Here is a 14,546-nt window from a genome sequence, read left to right as displayed (position 1 = left end):
GATGGAAAGTGGTGAAAGCGGCCTGGCGGCTCAGTAACAGTGTTCCGGGCCGGGGAAGGAGGCATCCTTCACCGCGGCCACGTAGGCGGCGAGGGCGGCGCCCACCGAGGGCTGGCCGACCATGAAATTCCTGACGAAGCGGGCCTTCTTGCCCGGCGACAGGTCGAGCATGTCGTGCAGTACCAGCACCTGGCCGGAACAGCCGGCGGAGGCGCCGATGCCGATGGTGGGGATGGCCAGCAGGTCGGTCAGTTCCCGGGCCAGGGCCTCGGGCACGGCTTCGATCACGATCAGGCTGGCGCCGGCTTCCTGGAGGGCCAAGGCGTCGGCCTTGAGCCGCTCGGCGGCGGCGTCGCCCTTGCCCTGGACCCGATAGCCGCCCAGCTGGTGCACCGACTGGGGGGTGAGGCCGATGTGGCCGCACACCGGCACGCCCCGGGCGGTGAGGAAGCGCACCGTGGCGGCCATTTCCACGCCGCCCTCGATCTTCACCACCTGGGCGCCGGCGGCGAGCAGGGGCACGGCGTTGCGGAAGGTGTCCTCCGGGGTTACCTGGGAGGTGCCGAAGGGCATGTCGGCGATGATCAGGGCGCGCTTCGAGCCCCGGGCCACGGCGGCGGTGTGGTAGGCGATGTCGGCCAGGGTCACCGGCAGGGTGGAATCGTGGCCTTGCAGCACCATGCCCAGGGAATCGCCGATGAGCAGGGATTCGACGCCGGCGTCGTCGCACAGGCGGGCGAAGCTGGCGTCGTAGCAGGTCAGCATGGCGATCTTGTCGCCGGCGGCCTTCATCTTGCCCAGGTCGGCGGTGGTCAGGCGGCGGGTATCGACGTGCACGGACATGGATCAACCTCCCAGGTTGAAGAATTCACGGTGGCTGCGCTGCTGGCCGAGCCGCTCCAGCAACAGGTGGAAATCGTCGTCCCGGTCGGCGAAGTTGAGATTGTCGGAATTGACGATCATCACCGGACAGGCGTCGTAGTGGTAGGCGAAGTGGCTGTAGGCGTCGGCCAGGCGCACCAGGTAGGTGTCGTCCACGGTGCGTTCGCTGGCGCTGGCGCGGCGGCGCACCCGGGCGATCAGGTTTTCCGGCGCGGCCTGGAGAAAGATCACCAGGTCGGGCGTCACCTGGGGCAGGGGCGAACGCTCGCTCAGGCGCTGGTACAGGGCCAGTTCCTCGTCGCTCAGGTTGATGCGGGCGAACAGGGCGTCCTTGTCGGCCAGGAAGTCGCACACCACCGGGGTGGCCTCCGCCGGCAGCAGGTGCTCCTGCAACGCGGCCAACTGGTCGTGGCGCTTGAGCAGGAAGTGCAACTGGGTGGGCAGGGCGTAGCGGTGCCGATCCTGGTAGAAGCGGCCGAGGAAGGGATTGGCCTCCGGGTCTTCCAGCACCGGGCGGGCGTTCAGGTGCTCCGCCAGGCGCCGGGCCAGGGTGCTCTTGCCCGCGCCGATGGGGCCTTCCACCACGATGTGGCGGGCCTGGGCAAGGGGAGACGAAGGAGAGGAAGGGATGTGGATTCCGGCCATGGGCGCTCCAGTCACGAGCGGAAGATGAAGTACACCGCCCCGCACAGGCACAGGGCCGCCCACAGGTAGTCGAGCTTGAGGGGCTGGTTCATGTAGAAGACCACGAAGGGCACGAAGACGGTGAGTGTAATGGCTTCCTGGAGGATCTTGAGTTGGGCCAGACTGAGCTGGCTGGCACCGATGCGGTTGGCCGGCACCTGGAGCAGGTACTCGAACAGGGCGATGCCCCAAGAAACCATGGCCGCCAGCCACCAGGGACGGTCCGCCAGGTTCTTCAGGTGGGCGTACCAGGCGAAGGTCATGAACACGTTGGACGCCGACAGCAACAGCACGGTGCGCAGGATCACCGGGGCGTCCATGACCAGGGCGGCGGCGTTCTGGAACGGGGTCATGCCGGCAGCCGTTCGATCTGTTGCAGGCGCACCGCCGGCAGCCAGGCGGCGACCGTGCCTCGGCCGGGCAGGGCCAGGTCCGGGGCGATCTCGGCCAGGGGCGTGAGCACGAAGGCGCGCAGGTGCAGGCGCGGGTGGGGCAGCAGCAGGGTGGGCAGGGCGCCGGTGGCGAGGTCGGCCGCCAGGTCGGTGCCGTTATCGGCGGAGGCCGCCTCCGCCGTGGCCGGGGCGGGCACCGCCGGCCACAGGCCGGCCAGGCCGTCGTAGAGCAGCAGGTCCAGGTCCAGGGTGCGCGGCGCCCAGCGCGGATGGCTGTGGTGGCGGGTGCGCCCGCCGGCGGATTCCAGGGCCAGCAGGGCGGCCAGCAGGGCTTGCGGCGGCAGGTCGGTGGCCAGCTCGGCCACGGCGTTGATGTAATCCGGCTGGACTTCGCCCGGGTTGGCGGTGATGGCGGCGGTGCGGTACAGGCTGGAGGCCGCCGCCAGGCGGCAGCCGGGCAACTGGTCGAGGGCGGCGAGGGCCGCGTGCACCTGGGCCGCCGGGTCGCCCAGGTTGGCTCCCAGGGCGACGAAGGCCCGGTGGGGCAGGAGCGGGGAAGAAAGGGAAAGATCGGCCATGGCAATGCCGGAGGGGAGGGGCTGCGGGTGGCGGGCGGGGCCGCGGGCCCCGCCGTGGCTCACTGGGGCGCTTGCTCGGGGGAGCCGGCGCCGTCGCCGCCGCCCTTGCGGTTGTTGCTGCGCCGGCGGCGGCGCTTCTTGGCGCCATCGCCCTCGCCCTTCTTGTCGGGCACCAGCATGGCTTGCTGCTCGTCGTACTCGGCGGCCATGAAGGCGCTCCACCAGTCGGCCAGTTCCTGTTCCACCTCGCCGGAGGCGGTGCGCAGCAGCAGGAAGTCGTAGGCCGCCTTGTAGCGGGGCTGGTCGAGCAGCAGGAAGGGGCGCTTGCCAGCGCGGGATTCGAAGCGCGGCTGGAGCATCCAGATTTCCTTGATGTCGCCGGCGATGCGCCGGGTGATGGCGAGCTTCTGGCACTGCTTTTCCAGCACCTGGTCCATGGCCGCCATCAGGGCCGGGATGCGCCGCTCGCCGCGCTTGAGGTTCTTGTCCCACTGGGCCAGCACTTCATGCCAGAGCAGGGTGGCGAACAGGAAGCCCGGGGAAATGGGCTTGTCTTCCTTGACCCGCCGGTCGGTGGCTTCCAGGGCCAGCTTGACGAACTTTTCGCCCCGGGGCTGCTCCAGGATCACGTCGAGCAGTGGCAGCAGGCCGTGGTGCAGGCCCTCGTCGCGCAGCTGCTTGAGGCATTGCAGCGAGTGGCCCGAGGTGAGCAGCTTGAGCATCTCGTCGAACAGGCGCGCCGCCGGGATGTTCTCGATCAGGTCGGACATCTCGCGGATCGGCCGGCGCGCCGCCGGGTCGATCACCAGGCCCAGCTTGGCCGCCAGGCGCACGGCGCGCAGCATGCGCACCGGGTCTTCCCGGTAGCGCACCGCCGGGTCGCCGATCATGCGCAGGGTCTTCTGCTTCAGGTCGGCCACGCCATGGTGGTAGTCGAGGATGGTTTCGTCCGCCGGGTTGTAATACAGGGCGTTGACCGTGAAGTCGCGTCGCGCCGCGTCCTCGGCCTGGCTGCCGAAGACGTTGTCGCGCAGCACCCGGCCGTGCTCGTCGGTCTCGGAATCGTGCAGGCCGCGGAAGGTGGTGACCTCGATGATCTCGTCGCGGATCACCACGTGCACGATCTGGAAGCGCCGGCCGATGATGCGGGCGCGGCGGAAGCAGCGCTTGACCTGTTCCGGCGTGGCGTTGGTGGCCACGTCGTAGTCCTTGGGGTCGCGCCTGAGCAGCAGGTCGCGCACCGCGCCGCCGACGACGAAGGCCTCGAAGCCGTTCTCCTGGAGCACCTCGCAGACGCGGCGGCCGCCGTAGGAGAGCTGGTCCCGGTCGATGCCGTGGGAGGACCGGCCAATCCGGGCGGCCTCGGTGACGAGGGCCGTGGCCCCTTTCGGGCCGCGGATGCGGGTGATGGCACGGGTAATCAGCTTGCGGATCATCGTGGTGGATTCTGGGTCGGTGGGGCGCCGGTCAGCATGTAACGGGCGGCCGATCCGTGCAGTGCACAAAATGGGGCGCAGTGTACGCCGGAGCGGGGCGCTTGGTAAGCGGCAATGTGGGCAGCACGGTATGCACCCCGGCGGGTCAGCCGCGCAGGGTGAGCACGGTCCAGCCGTCCCGCTCGGCACGGCCGCGCAGGGTCGGGTCCGGGTCCACCGCCACCGGATGGCTGACCTTTTCCAGCAGCGGCAGGTCGTTGTGGGAGTCGCTGTAGAACCAGGTTTTGGCGAAGCTGCCCCACCACAGGCCCTGGGATTCGAGCCAGGCTTCGACCCGGGTGATCTTGCCGGCCTGAAACGAGGGAATGCCGGTGGGGGCGCCGGTGAAGCGGCCGCTGGGCACGTCCACCGCCGGAATGGTGCCGATCAGGTGGGGAATGCCGAATTCCCGGGCGATGGGGCCGGTGACGAAGGAATTGGTGGCGGTGACGATGGCGCACAGGTGGCCGGCGTCCAGGTGGCGGGCCACCAGTTCCCGGGCCGGGGTGCCGATCAGGGGGCGGATGCGGCTGGCCACGTATTCGGCGTGCCAGGCGTCCAGTTCGGCCCGCTCGTGACGGGCCAGGGGGGCGAGCTGGAAGGCGAGGAATTCGTCGATGTCCAGGGTGCCGGCCTTGTAGTGCTCATAGAAAGCCTTGTTCTTGGCCTCCTGGATTTCGGCGTCCACGGCGCCTTTGCCGATCAGGAATTGGGCCCACTCGTAGTCCGAGTCGCCGGAGAGCAGGGTGTTGTCGAGGTCGAAGAGGGCAAGTTCCATGGGGCGTTGAGTCTGAATCAGGTCGAGTGGAGCACTTCGCGCAGCAAGGGCAGGGTGATCGGGCGCTTGCGCTCCAGGGAGAAACGGTCGAGGGCGACGACGATGGCCGACAGGGAGCCCATGTCCCGAGGGGCGTGGCGCAGCAGGTAGTCCACCGCCCCATCGGGCAGGGCCAGGCCCCGGGCGGCGGCCTGGGCGGCGATGGCGGCGCCCTTCTCGGCGTCGGAAAGCACCTGGGCCCGGTAGATCAGGCCGGAGCCGAGGCGGGTGCGCAGGTCCTCGCGCAGACCCACCGCGGCGGGGGGCTGGTGGGCCGCCACCAGCAGCTTGCCGCCTTCGGCCTTGAGCCGGTTGAAGCCGTTGAACAGGGCCTGCTCGCCGGTGGCGTCCAGGGCGTCCACGTTGTCCACGGCGACGAAGGGAACATCATCGGGCCAGACGGCCAGGGCCGGGTCGGCGGCGGCATCCAGGTACACCGCGCCGCTGGCGCGCAGCAAGTGGGTGCGGCCGCTGCCGGTCTCGCCCCAGATGTAGAACAGGGGTTCCCGGCTGCGCTCGCCCAGCCAACTGTGAAAGCCGGCCAGCAACTCGGCGTTGCCGCCCGCGACGAAGTTGTCGAAGGTGGGCCGTGCCGCGGGCATCAGGTCGAGGAGCAGTTGACGCATGGGGAGGGCTGGCTGGGGGGGAGCGGGGTTTTGAGCTAAAATCACGCGTTTTCAGGGGGCTGGCCGCAAGGGCGCCGAGGGCCGGATTCTAACATCCCGCCTCCCACGTTCATCCTTCCATCCAGTCAGCCCGCCGGGCGCCTCGCCCGCGCGGCGCCCCTTCCGACTTCATTTTCGTCCGCTTCGCCATGACCCAACAGACTCCTTCCTCTTCCTCCTCGCTCTCGTACCGTGACGCCGGCGTGGACATCGACGCCGGCGACGCCCTGGTCGACCGCATCAAGCCCCTGGCGAAAAAGACCCTGCGGGAAGGGGTCATGGCCGGCATCGGCGGCTTCGGCGCCCTGTTCGAGGTGCCCAAGAAATACAAGGAGCCGGTGCTGGTGTCCGGCACCGACGGCGTTGGCACCAAGCTCAAGCTGGCCTTCGAGCTGGCCCGCCACGACACCGTGGGCATCGACCTGGTGGCCATGAGCGTAAACGACATCCTGGTCCAGGGCGCCGAGCCCCTGTTCTTCCTCGACTACTTCGCCTGCGGCAAACTCGACGTGGACACCGCCGCCCGGGTGGTGGGCGGCATCGCTGCCGGCTGCGAACAGGCCGGCTGCGCCCTGATCGGCGGCGAAACCGCCGAGATGCCGGGCATGTACCCGGACGGCGAATACGACCTGGCCGGCTTCGCCGTCGGCGCCGTGGAAAAGTCCAAGATCATCAACGGCTCCACCATCGTCCCCGGCGACGTGGTGCTCGGCCTGGCCTCTTCCGGCGCCCACTCCAACGGCTACTCCCTGGTGCGCAAGATTCTGGCCCGCTCCAACCCGGACGTGGATGCCAAGTTCGACGGCGACAAAACCCTGGCCGACGCCATCATGGCCCCCACCCGCATCTACGTGAAGTCGGTGCTGGCCCTGCTTGCCGCCATGCCCGAGGCCGTCAAGGGCCTGGCCCACATTACCGGCGGCGGTCTCACCGAGAACGTACCCCGCGTCCTGCCCGACAACGTGGTGGCCGACCTGGACAAGTCCGCCTGGCCCCGTCCCAAGCTGTTCCAGTGGCTCCAGGCCGAAGGCAACGTGGCTGAGGACGAGATGCACCGCGTCTTCAACTGCGGCATCGGCATGGTGATCGTGGTCCCGGCCGCCCAGGCCGCCGCCGCCCAGGCCGCCCTGGCAGCCGCCGGCGAAGCCGTCTGGCAGATCGGCACCATCCGCGCCCGCAACGGCGACGAGCACCAGACCCAGGTGCGCTAAGCAGTCTCCAAGACTGCACGCTACGCCGGCCTGGCCGGCGTGGCAGCGCCCCAAACGCCAAGGGCGGCCCGGAAGTAATTCCGGGCCGCCCTTGGCGTTTTTTCTACTTATCAAACGATTAAGTATTTATGACCTTGAGTGGTTCTGATGCACCATCTTTGCCTTTAAAATTATGCTTGTGTTTTATAGGGCGATGGCGCTTGCTGGAGGGTTAAGAGGTTGGAGGGGTGAAGTATTTTTTATTTTTCTCTGGTGCTGAAGCTGTTTTGATTTTTTATGACAATTTAAAAGGGTCTGTAAAATGATTAGATTGGTGGCGCTGTGTTTGGTTGTGGCAGTGCTTTCTGCATGTTCCTCATCCCCCTCTAGGCGATTTAATGTTGACCGTCAGTCAATAGAAAAGCCTATTGTCATTGAGAATATTACAATTGCTCCGTTTAAGGCCCCGCCCTTTTTTGATGATAATTGTCGGGCTGCTGGAAAAATAGCTCCGCCTGACAGGGCAACCTTTGAGTCATACATTCAGTCGGCTCTCGCTGAAGAGATTAGGCGTTCTGGTCTGGCGAATGAAAGGGGGGCGAAGGTGGCGTTGTTTGGTGAGGTGAAAATGTTGGCTTTTACGTCTACCGGGGCTTTTTCGGATCCATGGTGGATGGTCAGGGTGAAGGTAACTTCGTCTAATGGGAAAGAATTTGATATCGGAGAGAAGTACGACTTCAAAACCTCTTCTTTTGGTGCTTATAAAGCTTGCCAAGAGGTTGCCGATGCTTATGTCCCAGCAGTAAAAAGAATGGTTGCAAAAATGGTAGGGGCTCCTGATTTTTTGCCGTTATTGGTGCAGTAGATTAGGTCTTCCCTCTTGTTGATAGCCAGGTTGCTAAGAGTTGGGTTTTTTTAATCTATTTCTGACCAGGCTGTAGTGTTTTTAAGCTCTCCCCTTCGGCCAAAGAATCATCTGGGTGCAGCGGAACAGGGCGATGGTGCGGCCGGTGGTTTCGTCGGAGACCACTGCGTCCCACACCTGGGTGGTGCGGCCCAGGTGCTGGGCGGTGGCGACGCAGGCCACGGCGCCGTCGCGCACCGTGCCCAGGTGGTTGCTCTTCAGTTCGATGGTGGTGAACGATTCGGCACCTTCGGGGAGGTGGGCGATGGTGGCGTAGCCGCAGGTGGTGTCGGCCAGGGCGACGATGCTGGCGGCGTGGAGGAAGTCGTTGGGGGCGAAGTGCAGCTTCTTCACCGGCATCCGGCTGGTGAGGCGCTTTTCCGCCAGCTCGACCATCTCGACGCCGAGGAAGCCCGGCAGGTACTCGCCGCCGCGGGCGTTGAGTTCGGCGACGGAAATTTCGGGGCGCAGACGGCTCATGGGTGGGTCTCCTTATAACTCTGTCGGGGTGGGGCGGGGATGAATTGAACGGTCAGGCCGGCTGGGCCGCCGGGCGCAGCACCGGGGCTTCCTTGATCGGCAGGTTGGCCAGGGCGGCGAGGGCCGCCAGCACCATGTCGGCGTACCACATCCAGGTGAAGTCGCCGAAGCGGGTCACCGCCAGGCCCCCCAGCCAGGCGCCGAGGAAGCCGCCGATCTGGTGCGAGAGCAGGGTCAGGCCGAACAGGGTGGCCAGGTAGCGGGTGCCGAACAGCTTGCCGACGATGGCCGCCGTGGGCGGCACGGTGGCCAGCCAGGTGACGCCCAGGCCGGCGGCGAACAGGTAATAGGCCCACTCGGTGCGCGGCATCAGCAAGTAGGCGCCGATCAGCACCGCCCGGGAGGCGTACATGGCCGCCAGCACGTGCTTGCTGCGGTAGCGGGCGATGCAGCCGCCGGCGTAGAGGCTGCCGGCGATGTTGGCCAGGCCGATGATCGCCAGGGACCAGCTGGCCACCGAGGGGGGCAGGCCGCACAGGTCGATCTCCCCGGGCAGGTGGGTGACCAGGAAGGCGATGTGGAAGCCGCAGGTGAAGAAGCCGGCGTGCAGCAGCAGGTAGCTGCGGTCGGCCAGAGCCTCGCGCACGGCGGCGCCCAGGCCCTTGTCCTGGCTGGCGCCGCCGTGGCCGTGGGCCGTATCGGCGGCGTGGCTGGGCCCAGTCAGCTTGCCCACCAGGGGCAGGGCCGCCAGGGTGGCGACGGCCATGGCCCACAGGGCGCCCATCCAGCCAAAGGACTGGATCAGCTTTTGCAGGATCGGGGCGAAGACGAACTGGCCGAAGGAGCCGCCGGCGTTGATCACCCCGGAGGCCGCCCCCCGGGATTCCAGCGGCAGGCGCTGGGCCGCCGCGCCGATCAGCACCGAGAAGCTGCCGGCGCCGGAACCCATGGAGGCGAGCAGCCCCAGGGTCACGGCCAGGGCGAAGCCGCTGGTGGCGAAGGGGGTGAGGGCGCAGCCCAGGGCGAGCACGAGGATGCCGGCGATGAGCACGCCCCGGGGGCCGTAGCGGTCGGCCACGGCGCCGGCGATGGGCTGGATCGCCCCCCAGGCAAACTGGCCCAGGGCCAGGGCGAAGCTGATGGTGGCGATGCCCAGGCCGGTGGAGGTATTGAGGGGGCTGACGATTAGGCCGAAGGATTGGCGGATGCCCATGGTGACCATGAGGATGCCGGCGGCGGCCAGGGTGACCGCCAGCACGCGGGGCTGGCGCAGTGAGTGGAACATGCGGGGACCTCGAAAACCGCGAAGGCGACGCTCTGATTGTGGTGGCCGTTGTGCGCTGCGACAACTGATTTAATATGCGTTATGCGATAGATTTTCTATGCCATGAAACCGCTGCCACCGCTAAAGTCCTTAGTAGCTTTCGATGCCGTCATGCGCAGCAATAGTTTTTCTGTTGCCGCGGCGGAACTGTCGGTCACCCCGGGGGCCATCGGCCAGCAGATTCAGAAGCTGGAAGCCTGGCTCGGCGCCGCCCTGTTCATCCGCCAGGTGCGCGCCATCCACCCCACCCCCGAGGCCCTGGCCTACTGGGCGCGCATCCAGCCGGCCCTGGCCCAGATCGCCGACGCCAGCCAGAAGCTGCGCGACAGCCGCAGCGCCGGGGTGTGGCTGTCCATGCCCCCCAGCTTCGCCGCCAAGTGGTTCACCGCCCGCATGGCCGGGCTGCTCACCGCCCACCCCGGCCTGCAACTGCACCTCAACGCCACCGCCGCCCTGGTGGATTTCGAGCGGGAGGCCATCGACCTGGCGATCCGCTACTTCGACGGCAACGACCACCGCCTGGAAACCGCCCGGCTCTACGACGACGAGGCTCGGGTGTATTGCGCCCCCGGTTACGCGGCGGCCCTGGCCATGGCGGCGCCGGCCGACGCGGCCCGGGCCAGCTTGCTGGTGACCACCATGCACGCCCACTGGGAACGCTGGCTGGCCCGCTTCGCCGGCCTGGGGGGCGCCCAGGCGATGGCCCTGCCGCGCATCCACTTCGACCAGAGCCTGACCGCCATCGAGGCCGCCCGCCAGGGCCAGGGCCTGGTCCTCACCAGCCCCCTGCTGGTGCGCGAGGAAGTGGCCGCCGGCACCCTGGTCGAGCCGTTCGACTGCCCCCTGCCCCTGGTTAACGGCTACTACCTGGTCCATCCCCGGACCCAGGCCCTGCGGCCCGCGGCGGCGGCGGTGAAGGCCTGGTTCATCGCCGAGGCCGGCCGCGACGCCGGCACCTGAAACCGGAGGCGCAGGGGGCTGGGGGCAATGGGGCGGGGTGCAATGGGACGGGGCGAGAGTCCAGGCCCCGGGCACCGAGTCCGCCCCAATGCCGGCCACGGAGCTGCGGGCGAGTTGTGGGCGAGTTGTGGGCGTATGGGGCGCGGCCTGCCACAAAGGCGGGGGCGGCGGGGGGCGGCCGAAGGATGTCAGAATGCGGGGGTTCCATTTGCCTGGTCCGCGCCAGGACGGCACGGCGGCATGGGGACGGGGTCAGGGGACAGATTCGACAGTGGTCATGGAATCGGGATTTTTCGTCGTCGTCATCGGCGCGGTGGTGGCCGGCTTCGTGCAAGGGCTGTCGGGCTTCGCCTTCGGGCTGGTGGCCATGTCGTTCTGGGTCTGGGTGCTGGACCCCCGGCTGGCGGCGACGCTGGTGGTGTTCGGCTCCCTCGTCGGCCAGATTCTGGCTGCCGTCACCGTGCGGCGCGGTTTCGACCTGACGCGCCTGTGGCCCTTCGTGCTGGGCGGGCTGGTGGGCATCCCCCTCGGGGTGGCCTTGCTGCCGCGCCTGGATGTGCTCTGGTTCAAGGTCGCCCTCGGGGCGCTGCTGGTGACCTGGAGCCCCGCGATGCTGGTGATCGGCCGCCTGCCCGGCATCAGCGTCGGCGGGCGCCTGGCCGACGGCGTGGTGGGGCTGGCGGGCGGCATCCTGGGCGGCCTGGGTGGGCTTTCCGGCACCTTGCCGACGCTGTGGTGCACCCTGCGCGGCTACGAAAAGGACGTGCAGCGGTCGATCATCCAGAACTTCAACCTGTCCGTGCTCCTGGTGACCATGGGCACCTACCTGGCCACCGGTGTCGTCACCCCCAGCATGGTGCCGCTCTTCGCCGTGGTGGCTGCCGTCGTGCTGGTGCCGACCCTGCTGGGCGCGCGGCTCTACGCCGGCATCAGCGAAGCCCTGTTCCGCCGCATCGTCCTGGGCCTGCTGGCCCTGTCCGGGGTGGTCCTGCTGGCCTCGTCGCTGCCGCAGCTGATGCAGCGCGGCTAGGGTAGCTAGGGAGGTGGCGGGCGGGATGGCCGGGGCCGGCTGGCCCGAACGGCGCCGATGGCGTAGACTCCGGCCTTCCGCTTCACCCGCTTTGCCCCTCTCACTCCGCAGATGCCCCTCGCTCCTGCCACCGACCTCCGGTACGCCCGCCGCGGCGTGACGGTCGGTGGGCGCCAGCTTTGCCGCCGGCCGCGCCAGTGGAGCCTCATCCCCGCACCTGCCTTCGCCGCTCCAGGGTCACCCGCAGTGCTTTCCAAGGCCGTGCGGGGCACCCACCAGGGCTGACCGGCCCGCATCTCCCCCCGCACGGCGCCTTGCCCAAGGCCGCGGCCGCTTTCGCGCGCACCGCCCCTTGTTCAACGTGCAGCCTGGGAGCGTCCGCCACGCCGGCGCCCCGATCCGGATCGCCGCGGCCCTGGCCGCCACGGCCCCCGTCCATCCGGACCCGCCCGATCCGCCCGATCCCTTCCGGGCTGCCCACCGCCACATCCCGCCCCGCGCCGCCCCTTGCTTTGGCCGGCGCACCGGGCTTACGGGGACCGCCATGGATCTCGCCAAAACCTTCGACATCACCAAGAACTTCGTCAAAGCCAAGCGCCCCTGCGCCGACGGCTTCCGCTGGTTCATCCGCCATCACCACGAGGGCAGCAACTACCAGGAACTGCTCGACGCCCTGGTCGCCGCCGGCCGAGTCAACGACGCCTGCTGGCTGCTCGACCAGTTCGGCCCCACCGACGGGGTGCTGGCGGTGGATAGCCTGGGGGCGGACGCCATCGTCTTCGCCGGCACCCTGGAGGTGCGCGGCAACATCGAGGCCGACACCCTGATCCGGGCCGGCCGTTCGATCGTCGCTGGCGGCAGCATCCGCGCCGGCACCGCCCTGGTGGCCGGCGAGGACGTGAAGGCCGGTGGCGGCCTGCGCTGCGACGGTGCGGCCCGGGTGGGCGGCGACCTGCGGGTGGAATGGGGCGTGGATTGCGCCGCCGACCTGGCCGTGGGCGGCGACCTGCGCGCCGCCTGGGACGTCCAGGTGGGGGGCGATCTGCGGGTGGACGGCAGCGCCCATGTGGGCCAGGACCTGGTGGTGGCCGGGCCGGTCTATTGCGGCAAGAGCCTGCGCGCCGGCGGCAGCATCGCCGGGGCCGACACGGTGCGCGCCGGCAGCGGCATCGTCGCCGGCGGCGACATCCGCGCCGCCCGGCACCTGGAAGCCGGCTGGGGCATCCGGGCCGGCGGCGACATGGTGGCCGAGGGCGCGATCCGGGCCGGTGAGAGCCTGCATGCCCTGGGCGAAATCCGCGCCGGCAGCGGCTTCGGCATCTTCGCCGGGCTGGACGTAGCGGTGGAAGCCTGGGACGCCAGCGCCCGGGTCTGCGCCGCAACCCGCCCCGAGGCCCTGATGAGCGGCTGCTGGGCCGGCGCCTGCCCGGTCTGAGCGGAATGTCCGAAATGTACGGGATGCGCGGGATGAACTGGGGGCGGGCGATGGGACTGCCCGGCCCCGCCCGGACCCAGGTCCGGCGCCGCCGCTCGTCCCCGGATCGCCGCCCCGCAACCCCCAAAACTGTTTTCCCCTGCCAGGAGCCGCCATGACTACCTTGCCCGTGACCCTATTGCCCTTTCTTCACTCCCTGCCGCCCCTGCCCATCGCCTGGCCGCCCTGGGCTCGTCTGGACTGGAAACCCCTGGAGCTGCGCATCGACGTGCAGCCCAGCCCGGCCACCCTGGTGGCCGAACTCGACGCCCTGCACCGCCGCCTGGGCACCCCGTGCGACCCCCTCCACGACTGCGCTACCCTGCCCGGCCCCGCCCCCGGGCTGGTGCTGCGCCACCGGGAAGCCGACGGCGAGCACTACGTCTACGTGCAGGACACCCGCAACGGCTGCCTGGCCGGCTACACCGTGTTCAACCGGCTGATCGAAGTGGGCCGCCGCGCCGACCCCTACCTGCGCTCCCCCCACTCCAAATACGCCCCGGCCTACCAGCGCCAGGGGCTATGCAGCGCCGTCTACGAATGGGCCCTGGGGCGCGGCATCTGCCTCCTCAGCGGCGCCCGCCAATCCCCTGGTGCCCATGCCCTGTGGCACGCCTTGGCTCGGCGCCATCCGCTGGGCTATGTGGACGTTTCCACCAAGCCGCCGCGCTATCTGGGCCGGGTGGTGGCGCCGCGGGTGCGCGATGCACTGCACACCCGATTGCTGCTGCTTGGGGTGGGGTGGGGCGTCGAGAGGTTGATTGAGGCGGCGGGGATGGGAAGGGTGGAGAAATAGGAGGGGCTGGCTGCCAGTCTGGCTGACCCTGGTCGGGCACTCTCCTTACGCGGCCAGCCATTGATGAATGACGGCTTCAGATTTGAGTCCGGCGATTGCTTGCGACCCACTGCGGACCTGGCTGATCAGGAAAAGCCAATGTTCAGTGCCCGAGGTAAGCGGACTGCCGTGCGAGGTGCAGGAGGAAGCGCAAAGTAGGTGTTCGGCAGGTCTGCTTGATCGGATTGTTAGGTGCCGTAGGTTTTGGTAGTGATGGTTTTTAGGTGAGTAGCCAAGCGCATGTAGTAAGCGGCAACACCGAGTACCGGGATTAAGAATGGGTAGAAGCTGTAGGCCGATTTAATAAAGAACTCGATTAGTGCCCGAGGTGAATCTGGTTCCAATTGAATTCCAGAGATTAACCAAGATAGTCCCCTGCCGAATCCAGCGTAGGCTAGCCATGTGAAAGCAATGAGTTTGATGCCCAGTGGGACGCCTAGAATGGTGACCGCCTCAAGCAGGCGGGTGCCAGTCTCCTCTTGATACTGCTCTCTGCACCGGATGAGCCCAAATACGGTGACAACCAAGACAAGTACACACTCATACCAATAAAGCCAGCCGGAACTTGGGGTGACGATGAATGGGCTGCTGCCAATTCCAATGCGACTCGATGTGTGTTCCAGAAATGTATTGCCATTGGTTGTATCTAACGTGAAGGTGCGAATCGCCCCGGGTTTCGCAGAGTGGGGGTAAGTGAGCACGAGCGATTGGCTGTGCTTAGAGCAGGTAATTAGTGTGGTAATGGCGGTGAACTAGCCAATGGCCAAGAAGTGCACCTATGGCGGCACTAACGGTTGCTCCAGCAATGATTTGCGGTCTATCTAAGTACAGAAAATCAAGAGCTGTTTGGGATAAG

The 14,546-nt window shown here is 67.8% G+C and carries 16 protein-coding genes; 6 read left to right on the top strand and 10 right to left on the bottom strand.

What is annotated here, in order from left to right:
* Nucleotides 1-30: 30 nt before the first annotated feature.
* The 7 genes from panB to hda all read right to left on the bottom strand — a co-directional run bounded on the left by panB (nt 31) and on the right by hda (nt 5,454).
* On the bottom strand, nt 31-843 hold the full coding sequence (panB, locus tag LWW89_RS11540) for a 3-methyl-2-oxobutanoate hydroxymethyltransferase (protein ID WP_293264280.1): 813 nt from the start codon (nt 841-843) through the stop codon (nt 31-33).
* A gap of 3 nt (nt 844-846) precedes the next feature.
* Nucleotides 847-1,527 carry a deoxynucleoside kinase gene (locus LWW89_RS11535; protein ID WP_293264278.1) on the bottom strand — a complete coding sequence of 227 codons (681 nt, stop codon included), beginning with the start codon at nt 1,525-1,527 and terminating at the stop codon, nt 847-849.
* An 11-nt stretch (nt 1,528-1,538) separates the two neighbouring features.
* Nucleotides 1,539-1,919, bottom strand: a complete 381-nt coding sequence (locus LWW89_RS11530) for a DMT family protein (RefSeq protein WP_293264276.1) — start codon at nt 1,917-1,919, stop codon at nt 1,539-1,541.
* Nucleotides 1,916-2,536 carry a 2-amino-4-hydroxy-6-hydroxymethyldihydropteridine diphosphokinase gene (gene folK / locus LWW89_RS11525; protein ID WP_293264274.1) on the bottom strand — a complete coding sequence of 207 codons (621 nt, stop codon included), beginning with the start codon at nt 2,534-2,536 and terminating at the stop codon, nt 1,916-1,918. The genes LWW89_RS11530 and folK overlap by 4 nt, the downstream gene beginning before the upstream one ends.
* 59 nt (nt 2,537-2,595) lie before the next feature.
* Nucleotides 2,596-3,972 carry a polynucleotide adenylyltransferase PcnB gene (gene pcnB, locus LWW89_RS11520; protein WP_293264272.1) on the bottom strand — a complete coding sequence of 459 codons (1,377 nt, stop codon included), beginning with the start codon at nt 3,970-3,972 and terminating at the stop codon, nt 2,596-2,598.
* 145 nt (nt 3,973-4,117) lie between these two features.
* Nucleotides 4,118-4,789: an HAD family hydrolase gene (locus LWW89_RS11515; protein ID WP_293264270.1), complete on the bottom strand. Its 672-nt coding sequence runs from the start codon at nt 4,787-4,789 to the stop codon at nt 4,118-4,120.
* Nucleotides 4,790-4,806: 17 nt separating this feature from the next.
* Nucleotides 4,807-5,454 (bottom strand): DnaA regulatory inactivator Hda, encoded by a 648-nt coding sequence (hda, locus tag LWW89_RS11510; RefSeq protein ID WP_293264268.1) that lies wholly within the window; start codon nt 5,452-5,454, stop codon nt 4,807-4,809.
* Nucleotides 5,455-5,642: 188 nt separating this feature from the next.
* Here hda and purM point away from each other — a divergent pair, with 188 nt between their 5' ends.
* Nucleotides 5,643-6,704 carry a phosphoribosylformylglycinamidine cyclo-ligase gene (gene purM, locus LWW89_RS11505; protein ID WP_293264266.1) on the top strand — a complete coding sequence of 354 codons (1,062 nt, stop codon included), beginning with the start codon at nt 5,643-5,645 and terminating at the stop codon, nt 6,702-6,704.
* 301 nt (nt 6,705-7,005) lie between these two features.
* Nucleotides 7,006-7,548: a hypothetical protein gene (locus LWW89_RS11500; RefSeq protein WP_293264264.1), complete on the top strand. Its 543-nt coding sequence runs from the start codon at nt 7,006-7,008 to the stop codon at nt 7,546-7,548.
* 81 nt (nt 7,549-7,629) lie between these two features.
* Here the strand turns inward: LWW89_RS11500 and LWW89_RS11495 are convergent, their stop codons facing one another.
* Together LWW89_RS11495 and LWW89_RS11490 are read right to left on the bottom strand one after the other, a co-directional pair.
* Nucleotides 7,630-8,067, bottom strand: a complete 438-nt coding sequence (locus LWW89_RS11495; protein ID WP_293264262.1) for a PaaI family thioesterase — start codon at nt 8,065-8,067, stop codon at nt 7,630-7,632.
* Nucleotides 8,068-8,119: 52 nt separating this feature from the next.
* Complete coding sequence (locus LWW89_RS11490; RefSeq protein ID WP_293264260.1) at nt 8,120-9,352, bottom strand: MFS transporter; 1,233 nt, start codon at nt 9,350-9,352, stop codon at nt 8,120-8,122.
* Nucleotides 9,353-9,454: 102 nt separating this feature from the next.
* Here LWW89_RS11490 and LWW89_RS11485 point away from each other — a divergent pair, with 102 nt between their 5' ends.
* The 4 genes from LWW89_RS11485 to LWW89_RS11470 all read left to right on the top strand — a co-directional run bounded on the left by LWW89_RS11485 (nt 9,455) and on the right by LWW89_RS11470 (nt 13,651).
* Nucleotides 9,455-10,351 (top strand): LysR substrate-binding domain-containing protein, encoded by an 897-nt coding sequence (locus LWW89_RS11485; protein ID WP_293264258.1) that lies wholly within the window; start codon nt 9,455-9,457, stop codon nt 10,349-10,351.
* Between the two features lie 277 nt (nt 10,352-10,628).
* Complete coding sequence (locus tag LWW89_RS11480; protein ID WP_293264256.1) at nt 10,629-11,381, top strand: sulfite exporter TauE/SafE family protein; 753 nt, start codon at nt 10,629-10,631, stop codon at nt 11,379-11,381.
* 544 nt (nt 11,382-11,925) lie between these two features.
* Nucleotides 11,926-12,816, top strand: a complete 891-nt coding sequence (locus LWW89_RS11475) for a hypothetical protein (protein ID WP_293264254.1) — start codon at nt 11,926-11,928, stop codon at nt 12,814-12,816.
* Nucleotides 12,817-12,970: 154 nt separating this feature from the next.
* The gene (locus tag LWW89_RS11470) at nt 12,971-13,651 is read left to right on the top strand and encodes a hypothetical protein (RefSeq protein ID WP_293264252.1); all 681 of its coding nucleotides are present in this window, start codon (nt 12,971-12,973) and stop codon (nt 13,649-13,651) included.
* 227 nt (nt 13,652-13,878) lie between these two features.
* On the opposite strand, the gene LWW89_RS11465 is transcribed toward LWW89_RS11470, so the two are convergent.
* A complete protein-coding gene (locus LWW89_RS11465; RefSeq protein WP_293264250.1) occupies nt 13,879-14,391 on the bottom strand; it encodes a hypothetical protein in 513 nt (170 codons plus the stop codon).
* Nucleotides 14,392-14,546 lie beyond the last annotated feature (155 nt).

It is taken from the genome of Oryzomicrobium sp. (genome assembly GCF_021287045.1).
In the GTDB taxonomy this organism is placed as follows: Bacteria; Pseudomonadota; Gammaproteobacteria; order Burkholderiales; family Rhodocyclaceae; genus Oryzomicrobium.
Note: the sequence above shows the minus strand (reverse complement) of the source record. Positions and strands in the feature narration are given on the sequence as shown.